Origin of the sequence: Mesorhizobium sp. M7A.F.Ca.CA.002.05.1.1, assembly GCF_003998335.1 — a bacterium.
Taxonomy (GTDB): domain Bacteria; phylum Pseudomonadota; class Alphaproteobacteria; order Rhizobiales; family Rhizobiaceae; genus Mesorhizobium.
Map to the genome: position 1 here is coordinate 1 of NZ_RZQI01001648.1, position 450 is coordinate 450.

Genomic DNA, 450 nt, shown 5'->3' on the forward strand with positions numbered 1-450 from the left:
GCCGATCACCCGTGCCGCCGGCTACGGCAAGCAGCGTCCGATCGTCAACCCGGCAAAGCCTTCCGAAGTGGTCGGCACGGTCAGCGAAGCCGCCGCAAAGCAAGTCGCGACCGCCGTGCGCTTTGCGGTGGAAGCGCAGCCGGCCTGGGCAAAACGTCCCGTTGCCGAGCGCGCTGCCATCCTCAATCGTGCCGCCGATATCTATGAGGCGAATGCGGTCGAGTTCTTTGCACTCGCCACCCGCGAGGCCGGCAAATCGCTGGCCGACGGCGTCGCCGAAGTGCGCGAGGCCGTCGACTTCCTGCGCTACTACGCCACCGAGGCGGCCAATGCGGAGGCGGGCACGCAAGCGCGCGGCGCCATCGTCTGCATTTCACCGTGGAATTTTCCGCTCGCCATCTTCACCGGCCAGATCGCGGCCGCGCTCGTCACCGGCAATTCGGTCATCGC

Annotated in this window: 1 protein-coding gene; it reads left to right on the forward strand. The window is 67.3% G+C overall.

Going from position 1 to position 450, the window contains the following annotated elements:
* Positions 1–450 (forward strand): aldehyde dehydrogenase family protein (locus EN939_RS37570; protein ID WP_127272162.1); only part of this gene is annotated, 450 nt, incomplete at both ends.